We start from the raw sequence: 22,088 nt of genomic DNA, 5'->3' as shown, positions 1-22,088 counted from the left end.
CCAACGCCGTCAAGAATCAGTTCATCCCTGGCAGGTTTACCGACGGTTTAATATCGTTTTGCACAACTGATGCCATCGGAGCAACCACGCCCTGACTTCTCAGCAATTGGCCCATGTCGGCCTTGATGCGGTACTGCGTATAGATGTGCAGGCTTTTGATCTGGGCCAAACGCTGCTGAGCGGTGAACAGTTCGTTCTCGCTGTCGAGCAGGTCGAGCAGTGTACGCTCACCGAGGCTGAACTGCTGCTGGTACGAGGTGCGCACTTTGGTGCTGCGGTCCACGTATTGCTGTGCAATCGGCACCTGCTGGGTGGCGTTGTTGTAGGCGTTCCACGCCAGGCCCAATTCTTCATTCAACTGGCGCAGGGCGTTGTTGCGGATATCCAGCGCCTGGGTCGCCTGGGAGGCTTTGGACTGTAGGCTGGCCTTGTCGCTGCCGCCGTTGAACAGGTTGAACTGCATGTTCAGCATCGCGGAGTAGCCATTGTCATGGCCTTCTTCACCGCCGATGTTGTTGTTGGCCGAGCGTTGCAGCACGGCGTCAAAGCGCGGGTAGAAGGTCGACTTGGCGGCTTCGTACTGCTTTTCGGCGGCGGCGATGTCCGATTCGGCCGAACGCAGTACCGGGCTGTCGGCAACCATCTGGCGACGCGCGTCATCCAGGCTGGCAGGCAGCTCGGTCACAACGCCCATTGGTTTTTCCAGTTGGTCAGGCTCTTTGCCGACCACGCTCAAAAAGTTGGTGTTGGCGTCTGCCAGGTTGGTCTGCTCGGTGATCAGGTTGTTTTGTGCTTGAGCCAGTCGGGCTTCGGCCTGGTCCATGTCCGCCATTCTGCCGACGCCACGGCTGGTGCGCAGTTTGATCTGGTCAAAAATGCGCTCGTGGCTTTTCAGGTTGTCTTGCGCCAGGTTCACCATCTCGCGACGGGTCAGCACATCGAGGTAAACCTGGGCGACGGTCAGCGCGGTGCGCTCAGAGGTGTTGAGCAGCGCATACCCGCGGGAGTTGGCGGTGGCTTGTTGGCGGCCGACTTCATTAATAGTGCCAAAACCCTGGAACAGGTTTTGCTGAAGGCGAATGGTCGATTCGCCACGGTTCAAGGTTTTCCAGTCATGGCTGTTGCTGGCGGCACGGGTCGAAGTGTTGTCGGAGCTCTCACGGCCGTAGCCGCCCAACAAGTCCACTTTAGGCAGGTAACCGCCCTGGGCTTCGCGTACCTGATAGTCGGCGGCAATGCGCGCATTAATAGCTGCCTGGATCTCCGGGTGGTTTTCCACCGCAGTTTGCATTGCCTCCGGCAGGGTTTGGGCCTGGACGAAACTGGCGGCGAGAGCAAACGGCACAGCTTTAAAAAGGTGCAAACGCATTCTGATGTATCCCCGGGATTGGTTGCCTTAAACACGCAACAAAAGTGAAATTTTGCATTGGAATTGGCAACCGAAATGACTGTTTGTCATAGGGACCTGATAGTCCAAACAGAAAGTCGCGAGCCGATTAAATATCAATGTGACATTACCCGGCGGATTGTTTAGGATGGCGCCAAATAGGTCAATACCTTGACGTAAAAGTAATTTGCTGAACAAAACAACAGATTATTGACGCCAAATTTTTTACACACATTAAGTACTCCAGCTATCGAATCGGCATAGGTATTGAGGCCGTTCTCCATGATGGATACCCCCTGATCGGTAATACACGGAGAGTCTTTTATGAGCAGCGTTGCGGTCGTCAAAAGCATTGTCGGTCAAGTGTTCGCGGTTTCCCCGGAAGGGATTCGTCGCCTGCTTGTAGAAGGGGATCGCCTGTTCGCGGGTGAGCAAGTCGATACCGGCGCATCGGGCGCCGTGTCTCTGGAATTGGCTGATGGCCGTACCATCGATTTGGGTCGTGACACTCAGTGGAGCGCAAACGCTCCTGACTCCGTCACCGACCTCAGCGCCGCCACTGCCCAGGCGGCACCGTCCGTTGCCGAACTGCAGCAAGCCATCGCTGCCGGCGCCGACCCGACCCAAGACCTCGAAGCCACCGCTGCCGGCCAAACCGCTGCGGGTTCAGATGGCGCTGCGGGCGGCGGTCACAGCTTTATCGTGCTGGAGGCCACCGCAGGCGTGGTTGACCCCACCATCGGTTACCCGACCACCGGCCTGAATGCCGGTGATGCCGTTACCACGCCCGTCACCGTTGGCGACAATAACGGTGTTGATACACGCAACGTCACCATCACCCTGACGGCCACGCCGAGCATCACCGAAGCCGGTGGCGTGGTGGTGTACACCGTATTCATTACCCAAGCTCCGACCAGTGACATGACTGTGACGCTCTCCAACGGTTTGTCCGTGGTGATCGCTGCCGGTCAGACCGCCGGTGTGTTGAATGTCACTTATGTGGGCAACGACACGCCGTACCTGGACGCATCGGAAATCTCCGCCACCATCACCGGCACCTCCGGCGGCGGCAGGCTGAACATCACCACCGACCCGGCGCCGGCGGTGACCCAGATCGCAGACACCATCGACACCACTACCGTCACGCTGACCGCGACGGGTTCGGTGGATGAAGGCGGCAAGATCATCTACACCGCGACCGTGAACAACCCGGCGCAGACTGATGTGATCATCAAGCTGTCCAACGATCAGACCATCACTATCGAGGCCGGTAAATCCAGCGGCACGGTGAGCTTCGACACACCCGCCAACCTGGCCGATGGCAAAGACCTGCACCTGAGCGTCACCATCACCAATGCCGACGGCGGTAATTACGAAAAGCTGGCGATCAACCCTGAGCCGGCTGATTCCACGGTCGTTGCTGTAGATGATCCGAGTGTTTTGCTGCCGGATACCAACACTATCGCCGAAGATTCAGTGGCGTTGGGTAACGTGTTGAGCAACGACAGCGACATTGACAACGAGCTGTCTGTGGCCAGTTTCACCGTGGGCAATGTGACCTACCTCGCGGGTGAAACTGCCAATATCGACGGCGTGGGTACCGTCACAATTGGCGCTGATGGCGCGTATACCTTTACACCGATCAAAAATTACAACGGTGAAGTGCCGCAGATTGGTTACACCACCAACACCGGCTCGAGCAGCAACCTGAATTTGACCGTGACGCCGGTGAACGATGCGCCGGTGGCCACTCCAGTGACTGCGAGCGGCGCCGAAGATCAAGCTGACGCCATCGTGGTTAACCTGGGCGCTACCGACGTGGATGGCCTGGCGAACGTTAAGTCGTTCACTGTCAGCGCTATCGACCCGCTGCAAGGCTCGTTCTTCACCGACGCAGCGATGACCCAACCGTTCACCGGCACCATTGATGCCACCAACGGCGCGGCCACCCTGTACTTCAAGCCGGCTGAAAACTTCAATGGCACGGTGAACTTCACCTACACCGCGACCGACAGCGGCAACGCTGATGGCTCTGATGTACTGACGTCTCCTGCGGTCAGCGGCAGCATCGAAGTTGCTGCTGTGAACGATGCTCCAGTAGCCGTGGCGACCACTGCCACCGGCACCGAAGATCAAACTGACGCCATCGTGGTTAACCTGAGCGCCACTGATATCGATGGCCTGGCGAACGTCAAGTCGTTCACTGTCAGCGCTGTAGATCCGAAGCAAGGCTCGTTCTTCACCGACGCGGCGATGACCCAACCGTTCACTGGCACCATCGATGCCACCAACGGTGCGGCCACCCTGTACTTCAAGCCGGCTGAAAACTTCAACGGCACCGTGAACTTCACCTACACCGCGACCGACAGCGGCAACGCTGATGGCTCTGATGTACTGACGTCTCCTGCGGTCAACGGCAGCATCGAAATTGCTGCTGTGAACGATGCGCCGGTGGCCACTCCAGTGACTGCGAGCGGCGCCGAAGATCAAGCTGACGCCATCGTGGTTAACCTGGGCGCTACCGACGTGGATGGCCTGGCGAACGTTAAGTCGTTCACTGTCAGCGCTATCGACCCGCTGCAAGGCTCGTTCTTCACCGACGCAGCGATGACCCAACCGTTCACCGGCACCATTGATGCCACCAACGGCGCGGCCACCCTGTACTTCAAGCCGGCTGAAAACTTCAATGGCACGGTGAACTTCACCTACACCGCGACCGACAGCGGCAACGCTGATGGCTCTGATGTACTGACGTCTCCTGCGGTCAACGGCAGTATCGAAGTTGCTGCTGTGAACGATGCTCCAGTAGCGGTGGCGACCACTGCTACCGGCACCGAAGATCAAACTGACGCCATCGTGGTTAACCTGAGTGCGACGGATATTGATGGTCTGGCGAACGTTAAATCGTTCACTGTCAGCGCTATCGATCCGAAACAAGGTCAGTTCTTCACCGACGCAGCGATGACCCAACCGTTCACTGGCACCATCGATGCCACCAACGGCGCGGCAACCCTGTACTTCAAACCCGCTGAAAACTTCAACGGCACGGTGAACTTCACCTACACCGCGACCGACAGCGGCAACGCTGATGGCTCTGATGTACTGACGTCTCCTGCGGTCAACGGCAGCATTGATATCGCTGCTGTAAATGATGCTCCAGTAGCCGTGGCGACCACTGCCACTGGCACCGAAGATCAAGCTGACGCCATCGTGGTTAACCTGAGCGCGACGGATGTTGATGGCCTGGCGAACGTTAAGTCGTTCACTGTCAGCGCTATCGATCCGAAACAAGGTCAGTTCTTCACCGACGCAGCGATGACCCAACCGTTCACCGGTACCATCGATGCCACCAACGGCGCGGCCACCCTGTACTTCAAGCCCGCTGAAAACTTCAACGGCACTGTGGACTTCACCTACACCGCGACCGACAGCGGCAACGCTGATGGCTCTGATGTACTGACGTCTCCTGCGGTCAGCGGCAGCATCGAAGTTGCTGCTGTGAACGATGCTCCAGTAGCCGTGGCGACCACTGCCACCGGCACCGAAGATCAAACTGACGCCATCGTGGTTAACCTCAGCGCCACTGATATCGATGGCTTGGCGAACGTCAAATCGTTCACCGTCAGTGCTATCGACCCGCGTCAGGGCTCGTTCTTCACCGACGCTGCGATGACCAAACCGTTCACTGGCACCATTGATGCCATCAACGGCGCGGCCACCCTGTACTTCAAGCCGGCTGAAAACTTCAACGGCACCGTGAACTTCACCTACACCGCGACCGACAGTGGCAACGCTGATGGCTCTGATGTACTGACGTCTCCTGCGGTCAACGGCAGCATCGAAATTGCTGCTGTAAACGATGCTCCAGTTGCCGTGGCGACCACTGCCACCGGCACCGAAGATCAAGCTGACGCCATCGTGGTTAACCTCAGCGCGACGGATGTTGATGGCCTGGCGAACGTCAAATCGTTCACGGTCAGCGCTATCGACCCGCAGCAAGGCTCGTTCTTCACCGACGCAGCGATGACCAAACCGTTCACCGGCACCATTGATGCCACCAACGGTGCGGCCACCCTGTACTTCAAGCCGGCTGAAAACTTCAACGGCACGGTGAACTTCACCTACACCGCCACCGACAGCGGCAATGCTGATGGCTCTGATGTACTGACGTCTCCTGCGGTCAACGGCAGCATTGATATTGCTGCGATCAACGATGCTCCTGTGCTGGGCAATGCCTCCACCAACGCCTTCGGCGACACCTACATCGAAGGCAAACCTGGCGGCTATGTCGCGGCGAACCTGACCGTCAGCGATGTCGACAACAGCACTCTGCAAAGCGCCAAAGTCACGCTGATCAACCATCTGACCGATGACGTGCTGATCGCGGACGTGACCAACAGCAAAATCACCGTCAGCTACGACGCCCAAACGGGCATCTTGAGCTTGTCCGGTGAAGCCACCAAGGCTGAATACCAGGAAGTCCTGCGTTCGGTGCACTTCGCCAGCACCAGCGAAAACCCGAGCCCGGCTGATCGCAAACTGACGATCACCGTCAACGACGGTGATAAAGACTCGGCGCCGGTGAACTCCACCGTCTACGTGGTTCCAGAAAACGACAAGCCTGTGGTGAGCTTCGAGAACGCTGTGTTCACCGAGCAAGGCGTCCCGGTGGCTTTGGTCAAAAACCTGAGCATCACCGACGTCGACAACACCACCTTCAGCAAAGTCGTGGTCACCGTCGATCACCTGGCTTCCGGCGACCTGCTGAGCAGCGCCGACGTGCTCAAGGCGCTGGCCGTGGCCGGTATCACCATCACCCAAACCGGCACCGCCGCTGATGGCAAGGTCATCTACACCCTGACCAGTGATTCGTCGAAAGGCAGCAGCGCCGCCGACTTCACCCAGGTGATTAACGCAATCAAATTCGAAAGCCCGGGTAATAACCTGGACGGCGCGGATCGCACCGTGACCATCGATGTCACCGACATCGGCGGCGGCAACCTGGCCCGTGACCCGGCGCTGACCGGCAGCGCTACGGGCAAGGTCGCTATCGACCTGGTCAACGACGCACCGACGGCATCGGGAACCACCACCGGTGCTAACGAAGACCATGTGGCCACGATCGTACTGAGCGGCGCGGACGTGGACGGCAAGGTCGTCAGTTTCGTCATCACCGCCTTGCCGGAAAACGGCAAGCTGTACAGCGACGCCACCCTGACCACTGAACTCAACGTCGGTGACTCGGTAGCGGCAGGTTTGGACGGCAAGGCTTCGGTCTACTTCTCGCCAACCGCTGACTGGAGCGGCACAACGTCGGTGAAATTCACCGCGGTCGACGATGGTGTGACTGGCGCCAATGGCAGCAAGCCTAGCGAATCCAGCGCCGAGTCCACGGTCGTGGTCACGATTGCCCCGGTCACCGACACCCCGCACCTGAGCCTGGGTGGCGGCGGCACCGTCAGCTCGATCAACTTCGACAACGCCCCGATCAACGGTTCGTGGGGCACGGTTGCGGTTGGCGATGCCAACAACGCAGCCGGCGGCACCCCGTGGCTGACCGATAACGTTGGCGACCAGGTCGAGATCGGCCAGAGCGGCGTCTACGGTGTAGAGACCCCAGGCAACAGCCAGGTCATCGAGCTGGAAAAAAATACCGGCGACGCTGCCAACCTGTACACCATCATCAAGGCTGAAAGCGGCACGGCTTACACCATCTCGGTCGACTACTCGCCGCGCGCTGGCGCCGAGAATAACTCGGTGATCGATGTGTTCTGGGGCGGCGTCAAAGTCGGCACCCTGGACACCACCGTGGTGGGCATGAAGACCTACACCTTTGTGGTGCCGGTCACCGCTGACGGTGATGCCAAACTCGAATTCAAAGCGCCGACTGGCGACACCAACAACTCCGTTGGCGGCGTGCTGGACAACATCAGCGTCACCCAAGTGCTGAACACCGGCCTGGAAGATCACGCGATCAAGTTGTCCGCGATTGATGCCTACGCCACCGACAAGGATGGCTCCGAAACCCTGAAGCTGGAAATCAGCGGCATTCCGGAAGGCGCGACCATTTCGGATGGCTCGGGCAATACCTTTACGGCGTCGGCCGGCAATCAAAGCGTCGACATCAGCGGCTGGAACAAGTCCACACTGGTCTACAACCCAGTGCCAAACGCCAATGGCCTGGTGAACCTCACCGTGACCGCCACGGCGCAGGACGGCACTGCCGCGCCGAAGATCGAGTCGATCACCCTGCCGATCAATGTGATCGCGGTGAACGATGCGCCGGTACTGGGCAACGGTTCCACCAACAACTTTGGCGACACCTACATCGAAGGCAAGCCAGGCGGTTACGTCGCGGCGAACCTGACGGTCAGCGACGTTGACAACAGCACCCTGCAAAGTGCCAAGGTCACGCTGACCAACCACATGACCGATGACGTGCTCATTGCTGATGTGACCAACAGCAAAATCACCGTCAGCTACGACGCCCAAACCGGCATCCTGAGCCTGTCCGGTGAAGCCACCAAGGCCGAGTACCAGGAAGTGCTGCGTTCGGTGCATTTCGCCAGCACCAGCGAAGACCCGAGCCCGATTGATCGCAAGCTGACCATCACCGTCAACGATGGCCAAGCGGACTCGGCGCCGGTGAACTCCACCGTCTATGTGGTTCCAGAAAACGACAAGCCGGTCGTGAGCTTCGACAGCACCACCTTTAACGAAGAAAACGGCAGCGCCGTGGCCCTGGTTAAAAACCTGAGCATCACCGATGTCGACAACACCACCTTCAGCAAAGTAGTCGTTACCGTTGATCACCTGGACGCCGGCGACCTGCTGAGCAGCACCGACGTGCTCAATGCCCTCGCTGTGGCCGGTATCACCATCACCCAAACCGGCACCGCCGCTGATGGCAAGGTCATCTACACCCTGACCAGCGACTCGTCTAAAGGCAGCAGCGCCGCAGACTTCACCCAGGTGATTAACGCAATCACCTTCCAGGCGCCGGGTAACAACCCGCATGACACCGGTCGCACCGTCACCATCGATGTCACCGACATCGGTGGCGGTAACCTGGCCCGTGACCCTGTACAAACCGGCAGCTACAGCGGCACGGTCGGTATCGACCTGTACAACGATGCTCCGACGGCCGCCAACGCTCAGATCTCTGGCGATGAAGACACTTCAATCGAACTGAAGTGGTCGAACTTTGGCGTCAATGACGCTGAATCCACCGACCCGAAAGTGGTGTTCACCAGCCTGCCTGTTGGCTCCATCGAGTACAAAGTCGACGGCGTGTGGGTCAAGCTCACCGAAGCCGACCTGAAAACCGATACCTCGGCCGGCAAAGCCTTCAGCCAGGCTGACTTCGACAACCACAACGTGCGTTACACCCCGGTTGAGAACGAGTCAGGTGACAACAGCTACACCGGCACCGGCGTCGGCAACAAGCAAGGCGATTACGCCGAGCTGAATTTCCAGGCCACCGACGGCAGCAAAAACAGCGCGACCCAAACCATCACCGTGGATATCCACCCGGTGACGGATGTGCCAGTGCTGACCATCGGCCAATTGCCAACAGGCTTGACCATTCAAACCTGGACCGGCGGCAACCTGCCGACTGACCTGGGCACCAACGGCCAAGGCGTCACCAGTTCCACCACGCTGATCAACGTGATCAACGGCAAAACCGCTGACAGCGCCGCCTCCACGGGCGTGACCAGCGATGTGAGCAACGGCAATGTAGCCGAAGGCACCGCGACCAAAGTGTCCGGCCTGGTCTACCTCGAAGCCGGCCAGAGCTACACCTTCACCGGTACGGCTGACGACAGCCTGGCAATCACCGTGGGCGGCAAGCTGGTCGCCAGTGAAACCTGGAGCAACGGCAGCGGGATCAACGGTTCGGCTTACACACCGACCGAGTCGGGTTACTACACCCTCGACGTCTACCACTACAACCAGAACGGCCCGGGCAACTACGACGTCAACGTGTCGATCAACAACGGCCCGTCGGTAGCGCTGGGCAGCAGCGGCGTGCCGACCTTCACCAGTGCGGCAGCGTTGGAAGCCGCCGGTGTGGTGCTTGGCGATAGCCATGTGAGCAATGGCGAAGGCTATTACACCGGCAACGTCTACAACTACGGCCTGGAAGATACCGCCATCAAGGTGGCGCCGATCACCGCCGAGTTTGTCGACACCGACGGTTCGGAATCCCACAAGGTAGAGATCAGCGGCTTGCCGGAAGGCACCGTGATCACTGACGGCACCACCGGTCACAGCATCATCTCGACTGGCGCGAGCACGCTGTATGACGTGAGCGACTGGAACCTGAAAACCCTGAGCGTTACGCCGTTCAAGGATTCCACCGCCAGCTTCGACCTGACCGTGAAAACCACGGCCAAAGAGCTGAGCACCGGTGTTGAAGAGGTCACAACCGGCAAAATCAGCATCGTGGTGACGGCGGTCAACGACGCGCCCGTACTGGGCAACGGCTCCACCAATGCGTTCGGCGATACTTACATTGAAGGCAAGCCAGGCGGCTACGTTGCGGCGAACCTGACCATCACTGACGTCGACAACGCTACCTTGCAAAGCGCCAAGGTCACGCTGGTCAACCACCTGACCGATGACGTGCTGATCGCCGATGTCAGCAACACCAAGATCACTGTCAGCTACGACAAAACTACAGGCATCCTGAGCCTATCCGGTGAAGCCACCAAGGCTGAATACCAGGAAGTTCTGCGCTCGGTGCATTTCGCCAGCGAAAGCGATGACCCAAGCCCGGTTAACCGCAACCTGACCATCACCGTCAACGATGGCCAAGCCGACTCGGCCGCCGTGAACTCCACGATTTACGTGGTTCCGGTCAACGATAAGCCGGTTGTTGAGTTCAACAGCACCACGTTTGTCGAGCAACAAAACGCTGTGGCTCTGGTCGATAAACTGACCATCAAAGACGGCGACAACAAAACCTTCAGCAAGGTCGTGGTCACCGTTGACCACTTGGCCTCCGGCGACCTGCTCAGCAGTGCCGACGTGCTCAAGGCTTTGGCGGTTGCGGGCATCACCATCACCCAAACCGGCAGCGCCGCTGATGGCAAGATCGTCTACACGCTGACCAGCACTTCGCCAGCCGGCAACAGCGCGGCTGACTTCATCAAGGTGGTCGAAGCGATCACCTTCCAGGCGCCGGGCAACAACCCGAGCGGCGATGCGCGTACCGTAACCATCGACGTCACCGATATCGGTGGCGGTAACCTCGACCGTGAGCCACCAGAAACCGGCAGCGCCACAGGCACGGTCGCTATCGACCTGATCAACGATGCGCCTACTGCATCGGCAGCGCCTGTCGGCGCTGACGAAGACCATACCGCCATCATCGTCCTGAGCGGCGCTGATGTGGACGGTAACGTCGCCAAGTTCGTCATCACCACCTTGCCGGAGAACGGCAAGCTGTACAGCGACGATACCCTGACGACCGAACTCAAGGTCGGCGACTCCGTACCGGCGGGTCTGGACGGCAAAGCGTCGGTCTACTTCTCACCAACCGCTGACTGGAGCGGCAACACGTCGGTCACCTTCACGGCGGTCGACAATGGCGGCAAAGCCAGCGCTGAGACGACAGCACCGGTCACCATCGCGCCGGTCACCGATACTCCGCACCTGAGCCTGGTTGGCGGCGGCACCGTAACCTCGATCAACTTCGATAACGTCCAGCTCAACGGGTCGTGGAGCAATGTTGCGGTTGGCGATGCGAACAACGCAGCCGGCACCACCCCGTCCACCCCGTGGTTGACCGGTAACGTAGGCAGCGAGGTCGAAATCGGCCAAAGCGGCGTGTACGGCGTGAACACGCCTGGCAATAGCCAGGTCATCGAGCTGGAAAAAGCCCCGGGCGACGATGCCAGCCTTTACACCATCATCAAGGCCGAAAGCGGCACGGCTTACAGCATCTCGGTCGATTACTCGCCGCGTGCGGGTTATGAAGGTGACTCGGTCATCGATGTGTTCTGGGGCGGCGTCAAAGTCGGCACCCTGGACACCACCGTGGTGGGCATGCAGACCTACACCTTTGTAGTGCCAGTTACGGCCGACGGTGATGCCAAACTCGAATTCAAAGCCCCGACCGGTCCTGCCAACAACGGCGCTGGCGGCGTGCTGGACAACATCAGCGTTACCCAGGTGCTGAACACCGGCCTGGAAGACCATGCGATCAAGTTGTCGACTATCGACGCTTTCGCCACTGATGCAGACGGCTCCGAGACGCTCAAGCTGGAAATCAGCGGTATTCCGGTCGGCGCGACCATCACGGATGGCACGACGGGCCACTCCTTCACGGCTACGGCTGGCAATCAAAGCGTCGATATCAGCCTCTGGGACAAGGCCACACTGGTCTACAACCCGGTGCCAAACGCCAATGGCCTGGTGAACCTCACCGTGACCGCCACTGCGCAAGATGGTAGTGCTGATCCGGTTTCCACTTCGATTGCGCTGCCGATCAATGTGATTGCGGTTAACGATGCTCCGGTGGCTGTGGCAACTACTGCTACCGGTACTGAAGATCAGACTGACGCCATCGTGGTTAACCTGAACGCGACCGATGTCGATGGCCTGGCGAACGTTAAGTCGTTCACCGTTACCAGCATCGATCCGAAACAAGGTCAGTTCTTCACCGATGCAGAGATGACCAAACCGTTTACTGGCAGCATTGATGCTGCTAACGGCGCGGCGACTCTGTACTTCAAGCCGGCTGAGAACTTCAACGGCACGGTGAACTTCACTTACACCGCGACCGACAGCGGTAACGCTGATGGTACGGGTGCACTGACTTCGCCAGCGGTTGGCGGCAGCATTTCCGTAGCTGCTGTGAATGATGCTCCAGTAGCTCTGGCAACTACTGCTACCGGTACCGAAGATCAGACTGACGCCATCGTGGTTAACCTGAACGCGACTGATGTTGATGGCCTGGCGAACGTTAAGTCGTTCACCGTTACCAGCATCGATCCGAAACAAGGCTCGTTCTTCACCGACGCAGAGATGACCAAACCGTTCACTGGCAGCATTGATGCTGCTAACGGTGCGGCAACTCTGTACTTCAAGCCGGCTGAGAACTTCAACGGCACGGTGAACTTCACTTACACCGCGACCGACAGCGGTAACGCTGATGGTACGGGTGCACTGACTTCGCCAGCGGTTGGCGGCAGCATTTCCGTAGCTGCTGTGAATGATGCTCCAGTAGCTCTGGCAACTACTGCTACCGGTACCGAAGATCAGACTGACGCCATCGTGGTTAACCTGAACGCGACTGATGTTGATGGCCTGGCGAACGTTAAGTCGTTCACCGTTACCAGCATCGATCCGAAACAAGGCTCGTTCTTCACCGACGCAGAGATGACCAAACCGTTCACTGGCAGCATTGATGCTGCTAACGGTGCGGCAACTCTGTACTTCAAGCCGGCTGAGAACTTCAACGGCACGGTGAACTTCACCTACACCGCGACCGACAGCGGCAACGCTGATGGTTCGGGTGCACTGACTTCGCCAGCGGTTGGCGGCAGCATTTCTGTCGCGGCTGTAAACGATGCTCCAGTAGCCGTGGCCACCACTGCCACCGGCACCGAAGATCAAACTGACGCCATCGTCGTTAATCTGAACGCGACTGATGTGGATGGTTTGGCGAACGTTAAGTCGTTCACTGTCAGCGCTGTAGATCCGAAGCAAGGCTCGTTCTTCACCGACGCGGCGATGACCAAGCCGTTCACTGGCAGCATTGATGCTGCTAACGGTGCGGCCACTCTTTACTTCAAGCCAGCTGAGAACTTCAACGGCACGGTGAACTTCACCTACACCGCGACCGACAGCGGCAATGCTGATGGTACGGGTGCACTGACTTCGCCTGCGGTCGGCGGCAGCATTGCTGTTGCGGCTGTAAACGATGCTCCAGTAGCTGTGGCAACTACTGCCACCGGCACTGAAGATCAGACGACTGCAATTGTGGTTAACCTGAACGCGACTGATGTTGATGGCCTGGCGAACGTTAAGTCGTTCACCGTTACCAGCATCGATCCGAAACAAGGTTCGTTCTTCACCGACGCGGCAATGACCAAACCGTTCACTGGCAGCATTGATGCTGCTAACGGTGCGGCCACTCTGTACTTCAAACCTGCTGAAAACTTCAACGGCACCGTGAACTTCACCTACACCGCCACCGACAGCGGCAACGCTGATGGTACGGGTGCGCTGACTTCGCCAGCGGTCGGCGGCAGCATTTCTGTAGCTGCTGTGAATGATGCGCCGGTTGCTGTGGCAACTACTGCCACTGGCACTGAAGATCAGACAACTGCAATCGTGGTTAACCTGAACGCGACCGATGTCGATGGCCTGGCAAACGTTAAGTCGTTCACTGTTACCAGCATCGATCCAAAACAAGGTCAGTTCTTCACCGACGCTGCGATGACCAAGCCTTTTACCGGCTCCATCGACGCCACCAACGGTGCGGCAACTCTGTACTTCAAGCCAGCTGAGAACTTCAACGGCACGGTGAACTTCACTTACACCGCGACCGACAGCGGCAACGCTGATGGCTCGGGTGCACTGACTTCGCCAGCGGTTGGCGGCAGCATTTCTGTAGCTGCTGTAAACGATGCGCCAGTAGCCGTGGCGACCACTGCTACTGGCACTGAAGATCAGACGACTGCAATCGTGGTTAACCTGAACGCGACTGATGTTGATGGCCTGGCGAACGTTAAGTCGTTCACCGTTACCAGCATCGATCCGAAACAAGGTTCGTTCTTCACCGACGCGGCGATGACCAAACCGTTCACTGGCAGCATTGATGCTGCTAACGGTGCGGCAACTCTGTACTTCAAACCGGCTGAAAACTTCAACGGCACGGTGAACTTCACCTACACCGCCACCGACAGCGGCAACGCTGATGGCACCGGTGTACTGACTTCGCCAGCGGTTGGCGGCAGCATTTCTGTCGCGGCTGTAAACGATGCTCCAGTCGCTGTGGCAACTACTGCTACCGGCACCGAAGATCAGACTGATGCCATCGTCGTTAACCTGAACGCGACTGATGTTGATGGCCTGGCGAACGTTAAGTCGTTCACCGTTACCAGCATCGATCCAAAACAAGGTCAGTTCTTCACCGATGCAGAAATGACCAAACCGTTTACTGGCAGCATTGATGCCACCAACGGCGCGGCGACTCTGTACTTCAAACCGGCTGAGAACTTCAACGGCACGGTGAACTTCACTTACACCGCCACCGACAGTGGCAACGCTGATGGTACGGGTGCACTGACGTCGCCAGCAGTCGGCGGCAGCATTTCCGTAGCTGCTGTGAATGATGCTCCAGTAGCCGTGGCAACCACTGCTACCGGCACCGAAGATCAGACGACTGCAATCGTGGTTAATCTGAACGCGACCGATGTCGATGGCCTGGCGAACGTTAAGTCGTTCACTGTCAGCGCTGTAGATCCGAAGCAAGGCTCGTTCTTCACCGATGCGGCGATGACCAAACCGTTCACTGGCAGCATTGATGCTGCTAACGGTGCGGCCACTCTGTACTTCAAGCCAGCTGAGAACTTCAACGGCACGGTGAACTTCACCTACACCGCGACCGACAGCGGCAATGCTGATGGTACGGGTGCACTGACTTCGCCTGCGGTCGGCGGCAGCATTGCTGTTGCGGCTGTAAACGATGCTCCAGTAGCTGTGGCAACTACTGCCACCGGCACTGAAGATCAGACGACTGCAATTGTGGTTAACCTGAACGCGACTGATGTTGATGGCCTGGCGAACGTTAAGTCGTTCACCGTTACCAGCATCGATCCGAAACAAGGTTCGTTCTTCACCGACGCGGCAATGACCAAACCGTTCACTGGCAGCATTGATGCTGCTAACGGTGCGGCCACTCTGTACTTCAAACCTGCTGAAAACTTCAACGGCACCGTGAACTTCACCTACACCGCCACCGACAGCGGCAACGCTGATGGTACGGGTGCGCTGACTTCGCCAGCGGTCGGCGGCAGCATTTCTGTAGCTGCTGTGAATGATGCGCCGGTTGCTGTGGCAACTACTGCCACTGGCACTGAAGATCAGACAACTGCAATCGTGGTTAACCTGAACGCGACCGATGTCGATGGCCTGGCAAACGTTAAGTCGTTCACTGTTACCAGCATCGATCCAAAACAAGGTCAGTTCTTCACCGACGCTGCGATGACCAAGCCTTTTACCGGCTCCATCGACGCCACCAACGGTGCGGCAACTCTGTACTTCAAGCCAGCTGAGAACTTCAACGGCACGGTGAACTTCACTTACACCGCGACCGACAGCGGCAACGCTGATGGCTCGGGTGCACTGACTTCGCCAGCGGTTGGCGGCAGCATTTCTGTAGCTGCTGTAAACGATGCGCCAGTAGCCGTGGCGACCACTGCTACTGGCACTGAAGATCAGACGACTGCAATCGTGGTTAACCTGAACGCGACTGATGTTGATGGCCTGGCGAACGTTAAGTCGTTCACCGTTACCAGCATCGATCCGAAACAAGGTTCGTTCTTCACCGACGCGGCGATGACCAAACCGTTCACTGGCAGCATTGATGCTGCTAACGGCGCGGCAACTCTGTACTTCAAGCCAAGCCTGAACTTCAACGGCACGGTGAACTTCACCTACACCGCCACCGACAGCGGTAACGCTGATGGCACCGGTGTACTGACGTCGCCTGCGGTCAACGGCAGCATCGTAGTTACCCCAGTCAACGACGCGCCAGTGGCTAACGCCACCACCGCAACCGGCACTGAAGATCCGGCTGTTGGTATCGCAGTTAAATTGAGCGCTACTGACGTTGATGGCTTGGCCAACATCAAGACCTTCACCGTCGGCACGCCAAGCAACGGCGAGTTCTACACCAACGCAGCCATGACTATCAAAGTTACCGGCCCGGTTACTGCCAGCAATGGCGAAGCCACCGTGTACTTCAAGCCAGCTGAGAACTTCAACGGCACGGTGAACTTCACCTACACCGCCACCGACAGCGGTAACGCTGATGGCACCGGTGTACTGACGTCGCCTGCGGTCAACGGCAGCATCGTAGTTACCCCGGTCAACGACGCGCCAGTGGCTAACGCCACCACCGCAACCGGTGCTGAAGATCCGGCTGTTGGTATCGCAGTTAAATTGAGCGCAACCGACGTTGATGGCTTGGCCAACATCAAGACCTTCAACGTTGGCACGCCAAGCAACGGCGAGTTCTACACCAACGCAGCCATGACTATCAAAGTTACCGGCCCGGTTACTGCCAGCAATGGCGAAGCCACCGTGTACTTCAAGCCCGCTGAGAACTTCAACGGCACCGTGAACTTCACCTACACCGCTACCGACAGCGGTAACGCTGATGGCACTGGTGTACTGACGTCGCCTGCGGTCAACGGCAGCATCGTAGTTACCCCGGTCAACGACGCGCCAGTGGCTAACGCCACCACCGCAACCGGCACTGAAGATCCGGCTGTTGGTATCGCTGTTAAATTGAGCGCTACTGACGTTGATGGCTTGGCCAACATCAAGACCTTCACCGTCGGCACGCCAAGCAACGGCGAGTTCTACACCAACGCAGCCATGACTATCAAAGTTACCGGCCCGGTGACTGCCAGCAATGGCGAAGCCACCGTGTACTTCAAGCCAGCTGAGAACTTCAACGGCACCGTGAACTTCACCTACACCGCCACCGACAGCGGTAACGCTGATGGCACCGGTGTACTGACGTCGCCTGCGGTCAACGGCAGCATCGTAGTTACCCCGGTCAACGACGCGCCAGTGGCTAACGCCACCACCGCAACCGGCACTGAAGATCCGGCTGTTGGTATCGCAGTTAAATTGAGCGCAACCGACGTTGATGGCTTGGCCAACATCAAGACCTTCACCGTCGGCACGCCAAGCAACGGCGAGTTCTACACCAACGCAGCCATGACTATCAAAGTTACCGGCCCGGTTACTGCCAGCAATGGCGAAGCCACCGTGTACTTCAAGCCAGCTGAGAACTTCAACGGCACGGTGAACTTCACCTACACCGCCACCGACAGCGGCAACGCTGATGGCACCGGTGTACTGACGTCGCCTGCGGTCAACGGCAGCATCCTAGTTACCCCGGTCAACGACGCGCCAGTGGCTAACGCCACCACCGCAACCGGCACTGAAGATCCGGCTGTTGGTATCGCAGTTAAATTGAGCGCAACCGACGTTGATGGCTTGGCCAACATCAAGACCTTCACCGTTGGCACGCCAAGCAATGGCGAGTTCTACACCAACGCAGCCATGACTATCAAAGTTACCGGCCCGGTGACTGCCAGCAATGGCGAAGCCACCGTGTACTTCAAGCCAGCTGAGAACTTCAACGGCACGGTGAACTTCACCTACACCGCCACCGACAGCGGCAACGCTGACGGCACTGGTGTACTGACGTCGCCTGCGGTCAACGGCAGCATCGTAGTTACCCCGGTCAACGACGCGCCAGTGGCTAACGCCACCACCGCAACCGGCGCTGAAGATCCGGCTGTTGGTATCGCTGTTAAATTGAGCGCAACCGACGTTGATGGCTTGGCCAACATCAAGACCTTCAACGTCGGCACGCCAAGCAACGGCGAGTTCTACACCAACGCAGCCATGACTATCAAAGTTACCGGCCCGGTGACTGCCAGCAATGGCGAAGCCACCGTGTACTTCAAGCCAGCTGAGAACTTCAACGGCACGGTGAACTTCACCTACACCGCCACCGACAGCGGCAACGCTGACGGCACTGGTGTACTGACGTCGCCTGCGGTCAACGGCAGCATCGTAGTTACCCCGGTCAACGACGCGCCAGTGGCTAACGCCACTACCGCAACCGGCGCTGAAGATCCGGCTGTTGGTATCGCTGTTAAATTGAGCGCAACCGACGTTGATGGCTTGGCCAACATCAAGACCTTCACCGTTGGCACGCCAAGCAATGGCGAGTTCTACACCAACGCAGCCATGACTATCAAAGTTACCGGCCCGGTGACTGCCAGCAATGGCGAAGCCACCGTGTACTTCAAGCCAGCTGAGAACTTCAACGGCACGGTGAACTTCACTTACACCGCTAACGACGGCGGCAACGCTGACGGTACTAACAAGCTGAGCTCGACGGCGGCCAGCGGTGTAATCACCGTGACTCCGGTCGACGATGCACCGACAGCCACCAATGGCTCCGTCGACGGCAACGAAGACACCCCGATCGTGCTGCAATGGTCGACCTTCGGCGTCAATGATGTGGATTCCACGCCGAAAGTGGTGTTCACCAGCCTGCCTGTTGCCGGTTCGATCGAGTACAAGGTCAACGGCGTGTGGGTCGCACTCACCAGCGCAGATCTGGCCACCGCCACTTCGGCTGGCAAGGGGTTCAGCCAGGCTGACTTTGATAGCCAAAACGTGCGCTTCAAGCCGACAGCCAACGAATCGGGCGACAACAGCTTCACCAGCACGGGCGTGGGTAACAAGCAAAGCGACTACGCCGAGCTGAAGTTCCAGGCGACCGACGGCAACTCCAACAGCGCCACCAAAACCATCACCGTGGATATCCACCCGGTGGCGGATGCAGCGGTGTTGACCGTGAGCCAAGCCGGCGCCGCAGCGCAGGGCCTGACGATCCAAACCTGGACCGGTGGCAACCTGCCTACCGCGTTGGGCACCAACGGTAACGGCGTTAGCAAATCCAGCGATTTGATCAGTGTGATCGACGCCAAAACCGCGGCCAGCGCTGCTTCCACCGGCGTGATCCATACGGTGAGCAACGATAACGTCGCCGTAGCCACCGCGACCAAAGTCTCGGGCCTGATCTACCTGGAAGCCGGCAAGACCTACACCTTCACCGGTACGGCCGACGACAGTCTGGCAGTCACCGTGGGCGGCAAGTTGGTCGCGACCGAAACCTGGGGTACGAACGGCAGCACGATTGCCGGCACGGCTTACACGCCAACCGAGTCGGGCTACTACACCCTCGACATCTACCACTACAACCAGGCCGGCGCGGGCAACTACAACGTCAACGTGTCGATCAACAACGCCCCGTCGGTGTCGTTGGGCAGCAGCGGCATCCAGACCTACACCAGCATCGAGGCGCTGAAAGCCGCTGGTGCGGTGCTGGGCGAGAGCCATGTGGTCAATGGCGAAGGCTATTACACCGGCTACGTCTACAACAGCGGCCTGGAAGACACGGTTATCAAGGTCAGCCCGATTACCGCCACGTTCTACGACAATGACGGTTCGGAGACGCACAAGGTCGAAATCAGTGGCATGCCGGCAGGCACCGTGATTACAGATGGCGTCACGGGTCATAGCTACACGTCGACCGGTACGACTGCGCTTTACGACGTCACCAACTGGAACCTGAGCACCCTGACGGTCAAGCCGTCCAAGGACTCCACCACCAGCTTCGACCTGACCGTGAAGGCGACGACCACCGAGGTGAGCACCGGTGAAACGGTAACGTCGACTGGCAAGGTGAGCATCGTGGTCACCCCGGTCAACGATGCGCCAACCCTGGACCTCAGCACCGCCGACGGCGCTGTCGCCACCGGCTACAACGCCTCGTACACCGAGCGCGCCGCTACTGGCGTTGCGATCACCGGCATCGTGGCCATTGCTGACGTCGACAACACTCAGATGCAAAGTGCGACCATCACCCTGAAAAACGCCAGCACGGGTGACCAGCTCACCTCCAGCCTGGTGACGGTGGGTGGCACGTACAAAGGCATCACCGTGACCAGCGCGGGTACTGACACCAGCGGCAAAATCACCCTGACGCTCTCGGGCGTGGCGGATTCGGCTACCTACAAGACGTTGCTCGAGTCGTTCCAGTACTCCAGCACCAGCAAGTACCCGGCGACCGGTGACCGTCTCATCGATATCTCGGTGAAAGACAATGCCGGTTCCGACAGCCTGAGTTCGTCGGTGGCTTCCAGCACCATCACGGTTAAACCTCAGGTTTACACCTTGACCACGGAAGGCGGTGCGGGTGTCGATACGATCGACCTGGGTTCCAGCTCGGCCAACAACATCGTGGTTGGCGACAAAGGCGGTATTACCAACCCGGGCACCAACTACAATATCGCGTTCCTTGTGGACACGTCGGGCAGTATCGGCTCCAGCGCCATGAAGTCGATCAAGGACCAACTCTCAAGCATCTTCGATACCTTGATTGCCAATGCCAGCACTAAAGATTCGGGTGTTGTGAAAGTGCTGCTGGTGGATTTTGACACCCGCGTCCAGTCTGAGGTCTCGGTCAATCTGGCGGACAAGTCTGCCGCCAAGGACGCCTTGCAGGCCGTGTTGAACCAGATGGTGTCCAATTCGAGCGACATGACCAACTACCAGGACGCGTTCAAAGCAGCCTCTGATTGGTTCAAGAGCAGCGATGCCACCAGCAACGCAGGCGCGAAAAACCTCACGTACTTCATCACCGACGGTTCGCCGAACGTGTACACCGACGTGCGGGGCAACCCGGACCTCTACTCGGGCAAGAGTTCGTCCGTTTACTTTGACAACGTCGTGAACAGCTCCAATTACGTCCTGGGCCAGAGCAATCCCGCCTACGCATTTATCAACGGCAGCTGGCGGATGGTTGTCGATGGCAGCGGTAAGGTTTACTCCTACGACAGCCGCGGCAACTCGACCTATGAAGGTATGGTTGTAGCCAACAGCAATGGCGGCTTCGACGTTGCTTCGGTCTACAGCGGCAACAGCACGGCACTGGAGAACGCCAAGACGGCCTACAGCGATCTGGTCAACTCGGTAAGCGACAAAGTCGTGGTCGAGGCGATCGGCTTGGGTTCGAGCATCGATGCTGCGGTGCTCAAGCAGTTCGATACCGACAAGTCGGTTTCCACCATCGACACCGCCAAGCTGGCGGATGCCATCACTGGCCACAACGCCGATACCGGCGCGGACAATGTGTACGGTGGTTCGGGTAACGACATCCTGTTCGGTGACCTGATCAGCTACAAAGGCCAGGAAGGCAATGCCGCCCTCAAGGCTTTCGCTGCCGAGAAGTTGGCCACCACGGTCGACCAAATTGATGATCGCACCTTGCACCAGTACATCACTGAGCACGTACAGGACGTGGGTGCTTTGGCCAACGCGTCGAACATCTACGGCACCAGCGATGGCGGCGACACCCTGATCGGTAATGCCGGCAACGACATCCTGTTCGGCCAGGGCGGTAACGACACCCTCAGCGGCGGCGCGGGCAACGACATTCTGGTCGGCGGCAAGGGCAATGACGTCCTCACCGGCGGCGCAGGTGCCGATACCTTCGTGTGGCTCAAAGGTGACACGAACACCAACGGCGGCTTTGATCAGATCACGGACTTCAAGCACAGCGAAGGCGACAAGCTGGACCTGTCCGACTTGCTGCAAGGCAATACCGACGCCAACTTGGACAAGTACCTGAAGCTGACCACCGACTCTTCTGGCAACTCGACACTGAGCGTGAGCAGCAGCGGTTCGTTCACCACCAGCGGTGGTACGGCTGATGTGACGATCAAGGTCGATGGCGCCAATTGGGGCAGTGGCAGCACCGCGATCAATAACCTGATCGCCGGTGGCGACCTGACCGTCAAGCACCACGACTGATCCACAGGGCGCCAATCTTTCAGGATTGGCGCCCCATTGGCATCGGGTTCGGGAAAAT

Annotated in this window: 2 protein-coding genes; one reads left to right on the top strand and one right to left on the bottom strand. The window is 58.5% G+C overall.

Going from position 1 to position 22,088, the window contains the following annotated elements; all coding sequences use genetic code 11:
* Positions 1-16: 16 nt before the first annotated feature.
* Entirely contained in the window at positions 17-1,369 is a 1,353-nt protein-coding gene (locus ICY20_RS11065) for a TolC family outer membrane protein (protein ID WP_159963068.1), read from the bottom strand.
* Between the two features lie 342 nt (positions 1,370-1,711).
* Between ICY20_RS11065 and ICY20_RS11060 the strand changes: the two genes are divergently transcribed.
* Positions 1,712-22,030 (top strand): retention module-containing protein, encoded by a 20,319-nt coding sequence (locus ICY20_RS11060; protein WP_194937477.1) that lies wholly within the window; start codon positions 1,712-1,714, stop codon positions 22,028-22,030.
* Positions 22,031-22,088: the final 58 nt, after the last annotated feature.

It is taken from the genome of Pseudomonas pisciculturae (assembly GCF_015461805.1).
Lineage (GTDB): Bacteria > Pseudomonadota > Gammaproteobacteria > Pseudomonadales > Pseudomonadaceae > Aquipseudomonas > Aquipseudomonas pisciculturae.
This window is presented reverse-complemented; position numbering and strand designations above follow the sequence as displayed.